Below are 17,344 nucleotides of genomic sequence, written 5' to 3' on the forward strand. Positions count from 1 at the left end.
AATCCTTTGCCTCGCTGCTCGCTCAAAATGATTCGCTAGATTTAGTGGAAGCCGCAACTGTACCCGCCGCCGCCTGCCGCCGCTGCCGTTTCATGCGGGCCAGCAAGCGTCGCAGACGGCGAATGTCAGACGCCGGCTCCACAGCGGCATCGGCCGTTTGGCGACTGTATTGGCGACTATAGTAGTGAGTATTGACCACACCAGCAAAAACTCTGGCCGAATCCGCCAGCGCCGGTTCCGCCCGCGCCAGTCGTTCAGCCAGGCCCAGGGGCGTTTCACCCTGGCGCACAGGCACGCCAACACCCTCGCAAAACCTTTGCCACCGTTGAAGCTGACGCGCCACACCGGTGCTGCGACGGCCCTGCCGGCCGCGCCAGCCGCTGATCAACCCGGCCAGCAACAGTGCGGCTGCCACAGTACCGGCGCTGATATAACCCAGATCGCGCATGGTAAGGCCACCGGGCAAACGCGACAGCAGGTCCATCTGGCTCTGGCCCTGATACCCTACCACCCAGCGTTGCCACTGATAATTGACGCGATCCAGCTGCAGGCTGGCCCAGGTCAGCAGGGGCAAGTTGCCGTATTTTTGCGGCGACAGCCAGCTGTTTTCCAGAAACGAACCTTCCTCTGCCATCGCCTCCCGCAGGCCGGATTCAATGCGCGACGGCGCAATCGCCGCGGTCGGGTCAAGCCGAATCCAACCCGCACCCTCAAACCAGCCTTCTACCCAGGCGTGGGCGTCGTACTGACGCACAATCAGGTATTCGTCTCCGGCCCCGGATTCACCGCCCTGATACCCAACAACTATTCGCGCGGGAATACCGGCCGCACGCAGCACAAAGGTCATGGCGCCGGCGTAGTGGGCACAAAAACCCCGTTTCACATCGAACAATAAGGCGTCAATACCGTCATCGGGCATGGCCGGCGGCCGCAGGGTGTAAAAGTACGGCTGCTGGCGGAAACGCTGCAGCAGCGCAGCGGCTACCCCACGGTCGTCATAACGGCTGCGCAGTTCATCAGCCAAAGCCCGGGCCCGCGGGTTGCCACGGCCAGGCAGTTGCAACAATTGGCGGCGCTGCGCCGGTGACAGTTGCGCGTCAGCATTGGCCGCAGGCGTTTCCAGGGCCAGGCGATAGCGCACGCTGGTGTCCGCAGGGCGGCGGAAGCGAAACAGATCTTCCTCTACTTCTTCAATATTGGGCGATGCCGCCACCGAGTCCGCCAGCGCGAACGCCCAGCTCTGATCGGTAGGCTCCAGCAATATTTCGTATTGGTTTGCGTCCAGAGGCCCGGATACGCCTTCGATTTCAACCCGCCCCAAGCGCCGAAAAGCGGGCTGCGCGGACTGTTTCCAGCTTGCGCCGTCAAGATAATCCAGGGTCAGGCCGCGCCAATAGCGTTGCGGCTGGGGTGGTGCCGGCCCACCGAAGCTCACGCGAAACGCACGTTCGCTGCTCTGAGCCAGGCTGGAAATATCCCCCGGGGTCATCTGATCGCTTATGCCGCTGCGGGCCTGGCCCGACACCAGCGGTACGCTCCACAGGGGCGCCATGCGCGGAAAGAACACAAACAGCACAATCACCACCGGCAGCATTTTTAGCAGCAAGCTCGCTAGCCGGCGGCCACCAGAGCGCACACCGGCTGGCAATTCGGGCGCGTTCAGCACCTGCAAACCCATCAGCAGCAACACCACCGCGGTAAAATTCAGCAGGGTCCAGTGTATGGCCTGGTGAAACAAAAAATTCACCGCGGCCATGTACAGCAGTATGAAAAACAACACGTAAAAATCACGGGCACTGCGGGTTTCAAGCCATTTAAGCGCCACGCACAACACAAAAAACGACGCGGCTGTGTCTACCGTGAACTGGCTTTTTACCGTGGCCACGTACACTCCGCCCAACACCACCACCAGCCCCGTTCGCCACCATCTTCCAGGTAAGCGTACACGGCCCAACCGCGCCAGCCAGCGCCAGAGCATAAGCGCAACACACGCCACCAAAAGCCAGGGCGGCAGCCGGTCCCATTGTGGCACCAGCAGTATGGTAAACGCCGCCACTAACCATAAAAGTGCCTTGCCAGGCAGTTGCGCAGCCGGCGCTTGCACGCCAGAACCGAGGGCTGGCGAAGGTTGTTTGTTACCTCGGCGGGTAGTCATTGCGGGCTCCCGTTGCTGGCGCCATTCAGCAGTTCCGGGTCGGCGCTAGTGGATTTCAAGCGACTGCCAAAGCGGCGGGGCTTGTTGTCACGGGGCTTCTCTAGCCCCCACACCGCCAGCGCGCGCTGGCAGCGCAATGCGTGGGCAACGCCGCTGTCTGGCTCTATTAACTGCCCCGGCAAACTCAGCCCGTAGCGCACACCCAGGCGCTGACGGTCATCCACCAGAAACGCCAGATAACTTAAACGCATTTCGTTACTTGCACCTATAAACGCCTGAAAATCCAACCATTGTGGACTTCCAGCCTGCCCTTGCCAGTCTGCCACCACCAGCTGCCCGGTGCGGGCAAAGCGTTTCCACAGTACTCGCTGGCTGGAATCGCCTTCGCGCCAGGGCCGCAAATCGGCGCTGTCTGAACCCGCCTGAACACTGGCCACCGCCTCGCTTTCGCCGTCCTCGGCGGTGGCCCGCAGCTCGGGCGCAGTGATGGGTTTTGCAAAGGCCAGGCCGGCTGACACCGGCCGCAACCAGGACCAGGCTTTTAACAGCCCAAAGGGGTAACGGGTTTCTATGCGAATTCGGTCCGGGCGCACATAACCACGGCGCGGCGCCAAAACCTGCACAGACACATCACGGCTTTGCCCGGCGGGCACACTCACCCACACCGGCAACGAATCCCCGCTGCTAACCTGCACCGCAATGGCGTCGTCTTTACCGGCGGTCAGGCGCAGGCTAAATGGCACCATGTCACCGGCAACGGCCTCTCCCGCCCGGCTCAGGGCCAGAGTCAAACCCGCCAGGTTGCGGTGAGTCTGGTGCATGGCGCCCACAAATACCCCGCCAAGCACAAAGGTCAGCATATAAATCAGGCTGTTTTGATAGTTGATGCCGGTAATCAGCATAATCAGTAGTAACGCACCGAACATAACGCCGGCACCGGTCGGCAGAATAAACAGATTTTTCTGGCTGAACGTCTGGCGATCAGATCTGGGCAGGCGTCGATTCACCCAGCGCTGCCAAAAACCATCGTTTGTCGGTTTCTTCATTGTCATAAATCCAGTATACGTAACAGCCTTTCGCGAATCGCCAGCGTATTAACAAATCGCCGAATTAATTTTCCTTCAAAAGAATATGAGAGGTTTTAACCTTGATAGCGGCTACACCCATCAGCGCTGATCAATTTGCCCGGCTTCAGGCTCACGCCAGCCAGTGCAGCGACTTTATTTGCCTGGGCGCTCCCGGGGCAGAAGCTGGCCGTGGCGAACGCTTTGGTTTCGCCGCCCTCGCAAACATAACCGTAACCCTCGACTGTAGCGATGTATTCGCCGATAAAGCTGCGCTGGCCCGCACCGCACACTTTATGGAAGACCAGTTGGCGCAGATGAAAAGTCAGCCTTCGCAGGTTGACGAGCCGGCGTCGCAAACGACACCCTGGCTGAGCGGTGGCTGGCTGGGTTTCGCCAGTTACGAGCTGGGCTATCGGCATTTGAAAGCTCCGACAAACACGGCAACAGCCGCTTTACCCAGCGCCGACCGCAATCCACTGCCCGCCATGCAAGCCGGTTTGTACCTGTGGATGGCGAGCTGCGATCGGCAAAGCGGACAGTATTACCTGTGGATTCACCCCCAGTGCGCAGCGGCAACCCAGGCGCAACTGGCGCACTGGCAAAGGGAAGATTCAGCCTCGCCCCTGCCCGGCCACAACTGGCGCATGACCCAGGCCTTTGCGCCACGGCAATCTGCGACAGACTTTATGGCCGGCGTTGAGCGGGTTAAAGAATATATTCTGGCGGGCGACTGCTATCAGGCCAATCTGTCCCAGCAGTTCAGCGGCCAGTACCGGGGCGATCCCTGGCGCGCCTACCAGGCGCTTACCAGCGCGCACCCTACGCCTTACGGCGCCTTTCTGCGGCTCGGCGACCAGGCCATTGTGTCGGCCTCGCCGGAGCGCTTTCTTCAGATCAGCGGCGATACCGTGCTAACCAGCCCTATCAAAGGCACACGCCCGCGGGGCAACGATGCCGAGCAGGATCGCGCCCTGGCGCAGGAACTGATGGATTCGGAAAAAGACCGGGCAGAAAATCTAATGATTGTGGATCTACTGCGCAACGACCTGGGTCTGAACGCGGCCACGGGGTCGGTGCGTGTGGACAAGCTGTTTGCATTGGAGTCTTACCGCAATGTGCACCACCTGGTCAGCCACATTCGCGCAACGCTGGCGCCCGATGTATCACCGCTGCGGGCGTTTTTTGATGCGTTTCCCGGTGGTTCAATTACCGGCGCGCCGAAAATCCGCGCTATGGAAATTATTCAGGAACTGGAGCCCCACTGGCGCGGCCCTTACTGCGGATCGGTATTTCATCGCAACTTTGACGGCCAGCTAGACAGCAGCATCGCTATCCGCACCCTGGTGTGCGACAACACCGGCGCCATCCACTGCTGGGGTGGCGGCGGCATAGTCACGGATTCAGAAGCCGAAAGCGAATATCAGGAAACCCTGACCAAGGTAAAACCGCTAATGGATTGCCTGGAAAAGGAAGGCGGGCTATAGGTTTAAAGTACACAGACCCGCCTTCTTGTTCATGACTCTACATTTGAGCTCTGAAAATTCTGGCACCACAGGCTCCAAATCTTCAGGCGCTATGAATCAGGCTGGCCTTCAGGAATTCCTGCTTTAAATCCTCAAACGTCTGCACCGCCGGGAACTGCGGAAATTCGCTGATCACGTTTTGCGGCGCGTGGAACAAAATACCGGCCTCAGCCTGCGCCAGCATGGTAGTGTCGTTGTACGAGTCGCCGGCGGCAATTACCCGGTAATTCAGTAGCTGAAAGGCGCGAACCGACTGGCGTTTGGGGTCACGCTGACGCAACAAGTAGTCGGTAATCTGGCCGCTGTCTGCGACTTCCAGCTTGTGGCACAGCAGCGCAGGATGGCCCAGCTTGGCCATCAGCGGCATGGCAAATTCGTAGAACGTGTCTGACAGAATCACCACCTGAAAGCGCTCTCGCAACCAGTCCAGAAACTCCGCGGCACCGGGCAGCGGGTCCAGCCCGCCAATCACTTCCTGAATTTGTGGCAAGCCATAACCGTGCTGGTCCAGCAGCTTCAGGCGCTGCTTCATCAGTACGTTGTAATCAGGAATGTCGCGGGTGGTTGCCTTGAGTTCTTCAATGCCGGTTTTCTCCGCAAACGCAATCCAGATTTCTGGAATCAATACTCCTTCAAGATCAAGGCATGCCAGTTCCACAGTGCTCTCCTGTTTCATCAATAAGGGAAGATTCGGTTTCCATCGCAGTGCCGCGCACCCGCATCGGTTCGCTATAATAGAAAAAACCGCACGGAATTGCACCGCTCTGCAAACAGCCCGTCAGAGCACGGGTAGCTCTACATTCTCGAACAGCGCTTCAATTTCAGCGCGGTTGCTCTGTTTAGACACAACCTGATCTACTACGTCGCGGGTCAGGTGGGGAGCAAAGCGCTGGATGAAATCGTACATGTAACCACGTAAAAAAGTGCCCTTGCGAAAGCCAATATGGGTAATGCTACTGTCGAAGAGCTTGCTGGCGTCTATCACCACCAGATCAGTGTCTACTTTCGGGTCGTACGCCATGCTGGCAATAATGCCCACGCCAAGCCCCAGGCGCACGTACGTTTTGATCACGTCGGCGTCGGCGGCGGTAAACACCACCTTGGGAATCAGACTTGCGCTTTTGAAGGCTTCATCCAGCCGCGAGCGCCCGGTAAAGCCAAATACATAGGTTACCAGGGAATATTCCGCCAGCTTGGCAAGAGTCAGCTCCGGTCCCGCCACCAACGGGTGGTCTTTGGGTACCACAATGCAGCGGTTCCAGCGGTAACAGGGCATCATGATCAGGTCGTTGAACACTTCCATGCCTTCGGTGGCAATGGCGAAATCGGCCGTGCCGGTGGCGGCCATTTCTGAAATCTGGGTGGGCGTACCCTGGTTCATGTGCAAAGACACGTCTGGATAGGCGTCCAGAAACCCACGAATCACTGGCGGCAAGGCGTAACGTGCCTGGGTATGGGTGGTGGCTATGCTCAAGTCACCGGCGCGCTGATCACTGAATTCCTGGGCGATCTTTTTGATACCCTCGGCGCGGCGTAAAATTTCGCCGGCTTCGCGCACAATAATCTCGCCGCCCGGGGTAATGCGGGTCAGATGCTTGCCACTGCGGGCAAAAATCTCAAGCCCCAGTTCGTCTTCCAGCAGGCGAATCTGCTTGGAAATACCCGGCTGCGACGTAAACAGACTCTGCGCCGTAGCAGACACGTTCAGGTCGTGGTGCGCAACCTCCCAGATGTAGCGTAGCTGTTGTAATTTCATTGGCTGGGTTGCTCCTTGGACGACCGGCGCAACGGGCCGACTCGCACTCACTGATTTATTGAAAGGTTGAAAATTGAATTTTACGCATAAGAAAATTATTTTTCATTCTTTTTTCGAATACTGAAAGCTTTTAGCTTACTAAAAGCGCGTTGCGTTTATCAGCGCTCGATTACCCGCCGAAACGGCGGCAGCGAATCCAGTAGCAGCTGGCCATAGCGCCGCGCCACAATGCGCCGGTCCAGAATGGTCACCCGCCCGGTGTCTTCTTCGGTGCGCAGCAAACGCCCGACTGCCTGAACCAGCTTAATAGAGGCTTCCGGCACGGTAATCTCCATAAACGGATTACCGCCGCGCTGGGTCACCCACTCCGCCAGGCTGGCATCAATCGGGTCATCGGGTACTGAAAACGGCAAACGGGTAATGACCACGTGGTGCAGATACTTACCCGGCAAGTCTATGCCCTCGGCAAAACTGGCAACGCCAAACAACACGCTGGGCCGGCCTTCATCCACCCGCGCGCAGTGTTGGCGCAGCACTTCGCCTTTGGCCATATCGTCCTGGGTAATAATCAGCCCGGGGTAATCACTGGCTAGAGCGTCCTTTACCTGGTGCATCTGGCGCCGCGACGTAAACAACACCAGGGTCGCGGTTTCTCCTTGCCACAGCGTGGGCAGGCGTTCAATCAGCTCTTCCAGAAAACCGTCGTCGGTGGGCATGGCCTTCATGGCCGGCACTTCCACCGTGGCCATCTGCTGGTAACGGAACGAGCTGGGCACCACCAGGTAGCGGGCATCTTCCGGCAATCCCGCGCGGGAGCGAAGGCGATCAAATTTACCCAAAGCAGTTAGCGTAGCGCTGGTTAATACAGAACCGTAGGCCCGCGACCACAGCCGCGTATACAGCAGGTTGTCTGCTAACACCGGCGAGCTGTAAAGCGTGATGTCCTCGGCGTGGTCCCAGCGCTGGCGCACTGTCCAGCGAGCCGGCGGCGGGCTTTTTGTTTCCTCACACCAGGCCGCCCAAAGGCGCAGCTGCTCTTCAGAGCGGCTGTGGAACGAGCCAATCACCGGGTACCAGGATTCTGCCGTTTCACGGTCAATATCGTGGGTTTTGCGCTCGTCAAAGGCACCCTGAAGCTCTTCAGCCAGAGCACCCAGATGGCGCGAAAAATTAGCGCTGGCAATGCGCGCTTCCGCCGCCAGTGCCACCATGGCATCCGGCAGCTGGCCTTCAGGATAGCGCCACTGGGCCGAGCGGCGCTCTTCGTTGAATTCCCAGGTAATATTGTGTTCACAATATTCGTACACCCGGGTGACCACCAGGTCGACGTCCCGCGCGGCTTCGCTGATGCGCTCCAGGGTTTTTGCCCCTTGGGTGCCAGGACTCAGGTACGGCTGCATTTTTACCAGCATCTGCGACAGCTGTTTTAGCCAGCTGCGAGTAGAGTTCAGCGAAATAGACGCGGCAAAGTGATTCAGCGCTTTGTCTGGCAAATGGTGGGCTTCGTCAAATATAAACAGGGCGTTTTCCGGTTCTGGCAGTATCGCGCCGCCGCCCAGCGCCAGATCTGCCAGCACCAGATCATGGTTGGCTACGACTATATCGGCGGCGTCCAGGTCTTTGCGGGCTTCAAAAAACGCACAGCTGTCAAAATAACTGCAGTGGCGGTTGGTGCACTGGCGGTGGTCGGTGGTTACCTGGCGCCAGATATCGTCCGGAATCTGCTCCGGCCAGTGGTCGCGGTCGCCGTCCCACTTGCGCGCGCCGTAACTGGCCAACATTTCCTCGAAAAACGCGCGGGTGCCAGGTTCTTCTTTACCCGGCGCATCCAGCAAAAACAGCGGCATGGTATCGCTGTCGCCGTTGCCTTCGTCGTGCAGGCGGCCTTCCAACCGCGACATGCACAAATAGCGGCCGCGGCCTTTGGCCAGGGTCCAGTTGATATCCATCTTGCTGTGCTTTTTCAGGTCTGGCAGGTCTTTCAGAACAATCTGGTCTTGCAGCGCCACCGTAGCGGTAGAAATCACCAGGGTTTTGTTCAGGGCTTTGGCCACCGGAATAGCGGCAATCAGATAGGCCAGGGTTTTACCGGTACCGGTACCGGCTTCTACCACACAGGCCGACGGCGGTGACGTACGCTGGCCATCGTTGTCAGTGATGTCGCCCATATAGCGGGCTATTTCAGCAATCATCAGGCGCTGGCCATAACGTGCGCGCACCTGCTTGCCCGCCAACATGTCGCGGTAACCCTGCTGAATTTGCTGCTTGGTCTGTTCGCTCAGGGCCATCAGCGCGGGCTCATCCAGTCGCGTACAATACCCAGTCGAAATTGTTGCCCTTGCCTGCTTAACACCACGCCATCCTCAGTAATTTCTTCCACCCGCAAGCCTTGAAAGCTATCGCCCGGCCGCAGATTCTGGTTATTGATCATTACCCTGCGGGCCTTTGGCACCGAGGCAAATATGTGACTGTTTACCGTCAAATCCGGCACGCTGCGCTGGAACGACAGCGGCAACTCAACCAGGTGCGGAAAACGCACGCCGCCTGCGCTGTTTGCAGACGCCTTGGCGCCCGAGGACGCCAGCGGGTCAAAGAAGTCGTAATACATGGTTACGCTCGTGTCCCGTTAGGCTAATTCGTGAACGTGCTGAGCGAGAGACTAACTCATTAAAAGTCGTCGAGCATCAGGTCGTCACTGTCGTCGGCGGCAAACGGGTCGCGCTGTACCTTGCCGTCGTTAATCAGGAAGTCGCGGCGCTGCATATACGCATTGCGAAAGAACACGTAGCGGTCACCGGAAATCAGCTTTTCAGCCGGAATCAGGTCAGCCCGCAAGTCCACCAGCTGCACGCCACGGGCGTACCCGTTGTATGGGCTGTCAATTTCGTCCCAGGTAGATGGCAATACAAAGCTGTCGATACCAAAGCCTACAAAGTCCCGCGGGTTGGATGGTCCCAACAGCGGAAGCATTAAGTAAGATCCGGCGCCCGAACCCCAGTGGCCCAGGGTTTGGCCGAAATCTTCCGGGCGCTCCGGCAAGTCCCAGGCAGTGGCTACATCAAACACGCCCGCTAGCCCGAACACCGTATTAAAGGTAAAACGACCCGCGGCGACGACGGCCGACTCAAGCTTGAACTGCAACACGCTGTTGGTGAAATTGCTGAGTTCCCCCAAATTGCTGAACACATTGGTAACGCCACGGTCCGCAAACTCCGGCATAATCGCGCGATAACTCTGGGCGATCGGCTTCAGCAACCAGCGGTCCACGGTTTCGTTAAACGCAAACACCTTGCGGTTCCAGTTCTCATAAGGGTCGCGCTTGTGCTTGCTGGAGTTCGTGGTCAAGGGCGCAGATTCAGTAAACCCTGCGCTTACCCGTTGCTCTGCTGTCTGTGTCGATGCCTGGGCCTGTGTCGATGCCTGGGCCTGGGCTTGGCCGGATGCGAATAAAAGCATCAACGCCAGCGTCGCTAACACGCCACGGGGAAGCATAAACAGTGAGTAAGGCCAGAGATTGAATTGGGTCATGTTAAGCTCTTTTGCATTCTATATTTACAAACGGAGAGATCGATGTCGGTACCGGGAAATCTAGTCAACACAATCACAGCTCCCCTGCGCTGGGGTGATATGGACGCCTACGGGCACGCCAACAACACAGTGTACTTCCGCTTCTTTGAGGAAGCTCGAATTGTCTGGTTGGCCGACATAAACATCGGCATGGGCGGCCCTACAGGGCCCATCATTATAAAGACTAGCGCGACCTTTCTAAAGGAATTGAAGCATCCTGCCAACTTGGTGATTACCACCTACGCCGACGAAGCCGGCAATACCAGCCTGGACACCTACCACGAGATAAAAGACGCAGACAGCGGAGAACTCTACGCGGAAGGTTACGCAAAGCTGGTGTGGTTTGACCACAACACCCGCGGCTCCTGCCCTTTGCCAGACACCCTGCGCGCCCTGGCAACAAACCCCTGATCGGCTTGCAGGGTTTGAATACCTTTTTTGTCAGCGGCGGCGCACAACCACGCTGCCGATAGAATAGCCGGCACCGAACGAGCAAATTACGCCAACATCGCCAGACACCAGATCGTCTTTATTCAGGTGAAAGGCAATGATGGAGCCGGCGGAGCTGGTATTGGCGTACTCATCCAGAATCACCGGTGCTTCGTCTTCAGTGGCATCGCGGCCCAGAACCCGGCGCGCAATCAGGTGATTCATATTCAGGTTGGCCTGGTGCAGCCACATGCGTCGCAGTTGATCAGGCACCAAGTCAAGGCTCTGCAGATGGTTCTGAATGGTATCGGCCACCAGCGGTGACACTTCTTTGAACACCTTGCGGCCCTGCTGCACAAACAGCTTGTCTGGCTGACCCACACCGCTGTCGTCGGCACGGTTCAAAAATCCAAAATTGTTGCGGATGGCGTTGGAATACAAGGTTTTCAGACGGGTACCCAGAATTTCAAAACCGGCGCCCGGCGCAACCAAATCTTCCCGCTCCACCAGAATGGCGGTGCAGGCATCACCAAATATAAAGTGGCTGTCGCGCTCGCCAAAATTCAGGTGGCCGGAACAGATTTCCGGGCTAACCACCAGCACCGCGCGGGCAGTACCGTTTTCCACCGAATTCACCGCGGCCTGCAAGCCAAACGTGGCAGAGCTACACGCCACGTTCATATCGTAAGCAAAACCCTGAATACCCAACGCGTTCTGAACTTCAATCGACACCGCCGGGTAGGCCCGCTGCAAGTTGGAGCAAGCCACAATCACCGCGTCTACGTCATCCGCGGTTTTATCCGCCTGCTGCAGAGCTTCGCGACAGGCCGCGACGCTCATATCGCACTGCACCGAAGGCTGATCGTTGGCGCGGTCCGGAATATTCGGCTTCATCCGCGTGGGATCCAGAATGCCCTCTTTATCAATCACGTGGCGGCGCTTTATGCCAGACGCTTTTTCAATAAAGGCCGAAGACGAATGCTCCAGAGCCGGCTGCTCGCCGCGGGCAATCCCATCGGCGTGTTCGGCGTTGTGCAGGTCTATATATTGATTGAACGCTGCAACCAGTTCGTCATTGCTGATGGTCGCCGGTGGTGTGTACAAACCGGTTCCACTGATGATGGCTTTAATCACGCTAACCCCATGTCATGGTGAAAATCTGAAAGGTTAAAGAAAAAAAGGTTACCACAGTCACAGGCGTTTGCCCGCGTTCCCATTACACCCGGGTAGCGTGCCATTGCTTATCAAGGCGCTTGATAGACACCGTCATTTGCGTGCCCAACTGCTGGGCGAAAAACGACACCCGGTATTCTTCCAGCATCCAGCGGTACAACTCAAGCTCCGGGTCTTTGACACCCTGGCGCTGCTGCTCCTTAAGCTTGGTGGCGTATCGCGCCCACAGCGGTTCAATGGTGTGCAGGAACTCCCGCTCGCGGCCCATCTCCCGCGCCATCTTCTCGAATCTTGCCAAAGCCGCCTCAAAATAGCGCCCGAACTGGGCCAGAGACTGCGCCGGGGTGTTCACCAAAAAGCCAGGGTAAACAAGATTTTGCATTTGAAACTTAATGTCGGCCATAGAATTGGCCAAGGCCAGATCAATCTTGCCCTTCAAGCGTTTTGCCACCTGCTGATAGCCATGCATGGCCTGGTGCAGGTGCTCTACCGCAGTTTCAAGCGCAGGAATAAAGTCGCCCCTGTGCTGGTTAAAACAGGCGTCGAACGCCTCCGGGCTCCGCGGTAGCGGGCCAGCCAGAAAATGCTGCATGGCGGTCGACAGCAACAGGTCGTCCAGCAGAATACGCGCTTGCCCAACCGTTGCGAACATCAGCGCCGCCGGTTTGAATTTCGGCAGTTTGCGTTCCAGATCGTCCAGGGTATTGCCAAACCGGTTCAGAATCAGCCGGGCGATGGCCTTGCGGGTGATGGTTTCCGCCGTTAACGAATCCAGGCAGCGGGTTTGTCGCACTTCTTTGCCCAGATCTTCCAGAGCCGGATACACCGTCACCTGCATACCGCCTTTTTCGGTTTGCACCTGCGGGGCCAGGGTGCCGAACTGCCAGCTGGTGTGAGTCGCGGTGGTGGTCTCGTCTTTGCTATCCGTGGCGGTAATGGACGCCAGGGCCTGCTCGGCTTTGGCCTCAAGCTGGCTCTGCAAATCCACGGTTTCACGGCTTTCTGCGATAACGGCGCCTTTGTCCCCGGTCACCCGCAGATTCATTCGCAGGTGCCGCGGCAGATCGTTTTGCTGCCAGGCTTGCGGGCCTATCTGTACCCCGGTCATGCGCCGCAGCTGCGCGCCTAGTTGTAGCGCCAGGGGCTCATTAGAAGGCTGAAGGTTGGCCAGAGCAGCATCAACAAAATCCGGTACCGGCACAAAATTACGCCTCAGGGATTTCGGCAGCCCTTTCACCAGCGCAATGCACTTTTCTCGCAGTAAACCGGGCACCAGCCACTCCAGGCGCCGCGCCGGTATTTGCTTCAGTGCCATCAACGGCACCCGCAGAGTCACACCGTCGCGCTCGCTGGTAGGCTCAAACTCGTAATCCAGCGGGTATTTCACCCCCTCCCACTCCAGAAAATCCGGATACAGGGCATCGGCCTGGGCGTCCAGTGGGCGCTGCAGTACGTCTTCTTCGCTCAGCTCCAGAGCTTTCAGCTCGGCGGCTTCCAGATGTTTCCACCAGTGCTCAAAATGGCGACCGCTGACGATGTCTGCCGGCACGCGCTGATCGTAAAAAGCCACCAGGGTTTCGTCGTCTACCAGCAAATCCCGGCGCCGGGTTTTCTTTTCCAGGTCTTCGACCGACTCCAGCATTAACCGGTTAAGTTCAATAAACGGCGCCCGGGAGCGGTAATCGCCGTCGACCAGGGCGTGGCGAATAAACAAGTCGCGGCAGGCGGCCGGGTCAATGTCGCTGTAAACAATGGCGCGGCGCGGAACAATATCCAGACCGTACAGGGTGATTTTTTCAAAACCCATCACCTGCCCGCGTTTTTGCTCCCAGTGGGGCTCAAAATAGTGATGCTTTACCACGTGGGCAGCCAGGGGCTCTATCCATTGGGGTTGAATGGCCGCCACCATGCGCCCGAACACCCGGCTGGTTTCCACAATCTCGGTGGCCACAATCCACTTGGGTGCGGTTTTTGCCACCTTTGAGCCCGGAAATATCAGCAGTTTTCGATTGCGCGTGGCCATGTATTCGCGGTTTTCAAACTTGGTCGCCACCTGCCCCAGCAAACCCGCCAGCACCGCCGTGTGTACCGATTGGTAACTGGCGGCCTGGGGATTCAGCTTCAGCTTCTGTTCGCGGCAAATCAGCGTCAGCTGGCGGTGCACGTCGCGCCATTCACGCATACGCATCCAGCTCAGAAAGTTTTTCTGACAGACTTTTTTCAGCTGATTCAGCGACAGTTCCTGGCGCTGCTCTTCGTAAAAATTCCAGATATTCAGCAGGGTAACAAAGTCGGATTCTTTGTCGTTGAACGGCGCATGGGCCTGGTCGGCCTGCTGTTGTTTGTCTTGCGGCCTGTCACGGGGGTCTTGCACGCTCAGCCCGGCAATAACGATCAACACTTCGCTCAGGCTGCCTTGCTCCGCAGAGGTCACCAGCATGCGCGCCAGGCGCGGATCCAGCGGCAGGCGCGACATGGTGCGGCCAGCCACGGTTACCCGGCGCTTGCCGGTGACCGCACCCAGCTCTTCAAGCAGTTTGTAGCCGTCGTTTATCTGGCGATTATCCGGCGATTCCAAAAACGGAAAGTTACGAATCTCACCCAGGCCCGAGGTGGCCATCTGCAAAATCACCGAGGCCAGATTGGTGCGCAGAATTTCGGGGTCGGTGTATTCCGGGCGATTGATGAAATCGTTTTCGTCATACAGGCGAAAACAGATGCCCGGCGCCACCCGACCACAGCGGCCGGCGCGCTGGTTAGCGCTGGCTTGGGAAATCGGTTCTATTGGCAGGCGCTGAATTTTCGAGCGCACGCTGTAGCGGCTGATGCGCGCAACACCGGTGTCAACCACATAGCGAATGCCCGGCACCGTCAGCGACGTTTCTGCCACGTTGGTAGACAACACCAGGCGCCGGCCCCGATGGCTCTGGAACACCCGGTTCTGTTCCTGATTGCTGAGCCGCGAATACAGCGGCAGCACTTCGGTGTGCCGCAGCTCAGCGTGGCGCAGCACGTTGCTCAAGGCACGAATTTCCCGCTCCCCGGGCATGAACACCAATACATCGCCCGGCGGCAGACTGGCGCTGCGTTCGTGCTGCTCAATTTCTTCCAGCGCCTGCAACACGCCGTCGGTCCAGCCCTGATCGCGGTCGTCTTCATCGCCCGCTAAAGGTCGATAGCGAACTTCTACCGGAAAAGTACGGCCACTGACTTCAATCACCGGAGCGTTATCGAAAAATTCGCTAAAACGCCCGAGCTCGATGGTGGCGGAGGTGATGATTATCTTGAGATCAGGCCGCTTTGGCAGCAGCTGTTTCAGATACCCCAGCAGAAAATCGATGTTCAGACTGCGCTCGTGGGCTTCGTCAATAATCAGCGTGTCGTAACGGTCTAAAAACGGGTCGTGCTGGACTTCCGCCAGCAATATGCCGTCGGTCATTACTTTCAGGCGGGAATCTTCGGAGGTGGTATCGGTAAAACGAATCTGGTAGCCCACTTGCCGGCCGGTTTGCTCGCCCAGTTCTTCGGCAATGCGCGCGGCCACGCTACGGGCCGCAATACGCCGGGGCTGGGTGTGGCCAATCAAGCCACGAATACCCAGGCCGGCGTTCATGCAAATTTTTGGAATCTGGGTGGTTTTACCAGAGCCGGTTTCGCCGGCGATGATCACCACCTGATTTGCCGCAATAGCAGCGGCTATGTCGTCTACCCGCTCCGAAACCGGCAAGCCATCAGGAAAGCTGGCCGGTTTGTGCAAGCGCTGGCGCGACTGCACTTTTTCCTGCCCGGCCTGCAGCCAGCGGCCGATTTTTTCCAGCTCTTTGGTGCCGGGGCGGCCTTTGGCGCGGACAAGAGTGCGGGTTATGCGCGCAGCTTCAAGCTGCGCGCAGGTGCCAAGCTGTTCCGCTATGTCATTAACAGCGGCACCAGAAACAGTGTCAGTTGAAGATTTATTGATTACTTGCTTCATCCCTTAGTTCGCGGCGCAACACTTTGCCAACGTTGGTTTTTGGCAACTCGGTGCGAAATTCAAAGTGACGCGGCACTTTGTAGGCGGTCAGGCGTTCACGGCAAAACTCTTTCAGCTCGCCGGCGGTTACGCCGTCTTTGGATGCAACCAGGTACACCTTCACAGCTTCACCGCTTTTTTCGTCAGGTATGCCCACCGCAGCGCATTCCAGCACATTCGGGTGGCCGCTGATCACGTCTTCGACTTCATTGGGGAACACATTAAAGCCCGACACAATAATCATGTCCTTTTTACGGTCCACAATGCGGATGTAGCCATCTTTTTGAATAACAGCTATGTCACCGGTACGCAAATAGCCGTCGTCGGTCATGGATTTGCGGGTATCGTCCGGGCGCTGCCAGTAACCGCGCATGACCTGCGGGCCCTTGACACACAGCTCGCCCCGCTCGCCAAAGGGCGTTTCATTGTTATCGTCGTCCACGGTTTTCAGCAGGGTACCCGGCAGCGGCAAACCAATGGTGCCGAGCTGAATCGCGCTGACCGGATTAAAACTCACCACCGGCGAGGTTTCAGTCATGCCATAACCTTCGCAAACTTCGCAGCCGGTCACCTGCTTCCAGGTTTTCGCCGCCTTGGAGGTCAGCGCCATGCCGCCGGAAGCCGTCAGCTTCAGGTGGCTAAAATCCAGTTTGCAGAATTCTTCGTTATTACACAGCGCAACAAACAGCGTGTTCAGGCCTAGGAACGCCGTGAATTGGTGATTTTGCAGTTCTTTCACAAAAGCGTCTATATCCCTCGGGTTGGGAATAAGCACGTTGTGGGCACCGGCTTCCAGCATGGTGCCGCAGTTCAGGGTAAACGAATAAATGTGATATAGCGGCAGCGGTGCAATCACAACTTCTCTGCCTTCAATAATGTTGTCTTCCAGCATCGGCCGAATCTGCAGCAGGTTTGCCACCAGATTGCCGTGGGTCAGCATGGCGCCTTTGGCCACGCCGGTCGTGCCACCGGTGTACTGCAGCACGGCGATGTCGTCCTGTTTGCATTCAACCGGAGTAAACTTCTCGCGGGCACCGGCTGCCAGCACCGCGGGTAATTTGTGGGCCTGGGGCAGATTGTACGCAGGCACCATCTTCTTGACGTGCTTGACCACCGCGTTCATCAGCGTGCGCTTAAAGGTGGAATGCAAATCCGCCACTTCGGTCAAAATCACGTGTTCAATGCTGGTATTGGGCAGCACTTTTTCCGCGTTGGCGGCCATGTTAGCCAGCACCACCAGCGCTTTTGCGCCAGAGTCATTAAACTGATGTTCCATTTCACGGGGGGTATACAGCGGGTTGGTGTTCACCACAATCAGCCCGGCGCGCATAGCACCAAAGGTAACCACCAAATACTGGCACACGTTCGGCATTTGAACGGCAATGCGGTCACCCGGCTTCAGGTCGGTTTTGTTCTGCAGCCAGGCTGCAAAATTACGGCTTTGAACATCCAGATCTTTATAACTGAGGGTAACGCCAACGGCAGACACTGCTGGGCGATCCGCGTACTTGGTCACCGCCTGATTGAACACGTCAACCATGCTAGAGTATTTTGCCAGATCGACATCCAAGGCCATACCTTGTGGGTACTTGTCCTGGTAAAACTGCTCGAAACTCATCATTACTCGAACTCCTGTCTGCGCTTTTCTAGTTATAATATTTGGCC

Annotated in this window: 11 protein-coding genes and 1 pseudogene; 2 read left to right on the plus strand and 10 right to left on the minus strand. The window is 57.5% G+C overall.

Annotated features, from left to right (window positions below; translation table 11 throughout):
- Positions 1 to 22: 22 nt before the first annotated feature.
- The gene (locus ATG98_RS20040; protein ID WP_098424179.1) at positions 23 to 2,155 is read right to left on the minus strand and encodes a transglutaminaseTgpA domain-containing protein; all 2,133 of its coding nucleotides are present in this window, start codon (positions 2,153 to 2,155) and stop codon (positions 23 to 25) included.
- A complete protein-coding gene (locus ATG98_RS20045; protein WP_098424180.1) occupies positions 2,152 to 3,201 on the minus strand; it encodes a DUF58 domain-containing protein in 1,050 nt (349 codons plus the stop codon). The genes ATG98_RS20040 and ATG98_RS20045 overlap by 4 nt, the downstream gene beginning before the upstream one ends.
- Positions 3,202 to 3,302: 101 nt before the next feature.
- On the opposite strand from ATG98_RS20045, the gene pabB reads away from it, so the two are divergent.
- A complete protein-coding gene (gene pabB / locus ATG98_RS20050) occupies positions 3,303 to 4,706 on the plus strand; it encodes an aminodeoxychorismate synthase component I (RefSeq protein ID WP_098418712.1) in 1,404 nt (467 codons plus the stop codon).
- An 82-nt stretch (positions 4,707 to 4,788) separates the two neighbouring features.
- Here the strand turns inward: pabB and thrH are convergent, their stop codons facing one another.
- The 5 genes and pseudogenes from thrH to ATG98_RS20075 all read right to left on the minus strand — a co-directional run bounded on the left by thrH (position 4,789) and on the right by ATG98_RS20075 (position 10,029).
- A complete protein-coding gene (gene thrH / locus ATG98_RS20055) occupies positions 4,789 to 5,403 on the minus strand; it encodes a bifunctional phosphoserine phosphatase/homoserine phosphotransferase ThrH (RefSeq protein WP_098418713.1) in 615 nt (204 codons plus the stop codon).
- Positions 5,404 to 5,523: 120 nt separating this feature from the next.
- Complete coding sequence (gene cysB / locus ATG98_RS20060; protein ID WP_098424181.1) at positions 5,524 to 6,501, minus strand: HTH-type transcriptional regulator CysB; 978 nt, start codon at positions 6,499 to 6,501, stop codon at positions 5,524 to 5,526.
- A gap of 158 nt (positions 6,502 to 6,659) precedes the next feature.
- Complete coding sequence (gene dinG / locus ATG98_RS20065) at positions 6,660 to 8,789, minus strand: ATP-dependent DNA helicase DinG (RefSeq protein WP_098424182.1); 2,130 nt, start codon at positions 8,787 to 8,789, stop codon at positions 6,660 to 6,662.
- A pseudogene (locus ATG98_RS20070) lies at positions 8,789 to 9,037 on the minus strand (general secretion pathway protein GspB); the annotation flags it as partial. The gene dinG and the pseudogene ATG98_RS20070, both read right to left, overlap by 1 nt.
- Before the next feature lie 131 nt (positions 9,038 to 9,168).
- On the minus strand, positions 9,169 to 10,029 hold the full coding sequence (locus ATG98_RS20075; protein ID WP_098424183.1) for a VacJ family lipoprotein: 861 nt from the start codon (positions 10,027 to 10,029) through the stop codon (positions 9,169 to 9,171).
- A 42-nt stretch (positions 10,030 to 10,071) separates the two neighbouring features.
- Between ATG98_RS20075 and ATG98_RS20080 the strand changes: the two genes are divergently transcribed.
- Complete coding sequence (locus ATG98_RS20080; protein WP_098424184.1) at positions 10,072 to 10,479, plus strand: acyl-CoA thioesterase; 408 nt, start codon at positions 10,072 to 10,074, stop codon at positions 10,477 to 10,479.
- Between the two features lie 30 nt (positions 10,480 to 10,509).
- Here the strand turns inward: ATG98_RS20080 and ATG98_RS20085 are convergent, their stop codons facing one another.
- From ATG98_RS20085 to ATG98_RS20095, 3 genes are all read right to left on the minus strand, one after another.
- Positions 10,510 to 11,631: a beta-ketoacyl-ACP synthase III gene (locus ATG98_RS20085; RefSeq protein WP_098424185.1), complete on the minus strand. Its 1,122-nt coding sequence runs from the start codon at positions 11,629 to 11,631 to the stop codon at positions 10,510 to 10,512.
- An 82-nt stretch (positions 11,632 to 11,713) separates the two neighbouring features.
- Positions 11,714 to 15,640 (minus strand): ATP-dependent RNA helicase HrpA, encoded by a 3,927-nt coding sequence (gene hrpA / locus ATG98_RS20090; protein ID WP_098424186.1) that lies wholly within the window; start codon positions 15,638 to 15,640, stop codon positions 11,714 to 11,716.
- Complete coding sequence (locus ATG98_RS20095) at positions 15,621 to 17,297, minus strand: AMP-binding protein (protein WP_098421665.1); 1,677 nt, start codon at positions 17,295 to 17,297, stop codon at positions 15,621 to 15,623. Before ATG98_RS20095 ends, hrpA begins: the two co-directional genes overlap by 20 nt.
- Positions 17,298 to 17,344 lie beyond the last annotated feature (47 nt).

The sequence above is a fragment of the Marinobacter sp. LV10R520-4 genome (genome assembly GCF_002563815.1).
In the GTDB taxonomy this organism is placed as follows: domain Bacteria; phylum Pseudomonadota; class Gammaproteobacteria; order Pseudomonadales; family Oleiphilaceae; genus Marinobacter.